We start from the raw sequence: 531 nt of genomic DNA, 5'->3' as shown, positions 1-531 counted from the left end.
ACGTATCCAAATCTCGAGGAGTGAAGGCGACAAGTGTCGCGTCCATCATGTCGATCGCGTCAGTGAGTGCCTCTGCGACCTCACTTCCCTCAAGCGTCGCCCATTCAAACTGGAGATCATCGCGATAGAGGATGTCGACGAACTTCTCGTAAGTCGCGCCCGCGAACTGATCTCTGCCAGTTTTGACGGCCGTCTCAGCGGCTGTTCCCGGCGTAACGTGTGTCACGATCAGGGTTGTGTCAGCGTTCAACTGTGGCCGGACCGCACGTGCAGTCGCTTTAGCGTCGTCTGGACTCGCAATCGGAACCAATATTCGTTCGAACAAGTCGTCGTTCAGGCGTGTATACGGTGTCTGACGCTAGAAAAAGCGTATGGGTTGCTGACTTACAGAATTGAGGCGAGAATGCCCCTTCCTCAAGGAGCGAGTATTGCGAGCGAGTAGGGAGGGGATGAATCGCCGCACGGTAGTACAAACCATTAAGCAAACACATCTCTAAACAAGGGATAGCGATGGAGTATAGGCACCGCTAC

Annotated in this window: 1 pseudogene; it reads right to left on the bottom strand. The window is 54.0% G+C overall.

Annotated features, from left to right (window positions below):
- Nucleotides 1-250 (bottom strand): annotated as a pseudogene (locus tag DVK07_RS21005) (universal stress protein UspA); the annotation flags it as partial.
- Nucleotides 251-531 lie beyond the last annotated feature (281 nt).

The organism is Halorubrum sp. Atlit-26R (assembly GCF_003666015.1).
Taxonomy (GTDB): Archaea; Halobacteriota; Halobacteria; order Halobacteriales; family Haloferacaceae; genus Halorubrum.
Note: the sequence above shows the minus strand (reverse complement) of the source record. Positions and strands in the feature narration are given on the sequence as shown.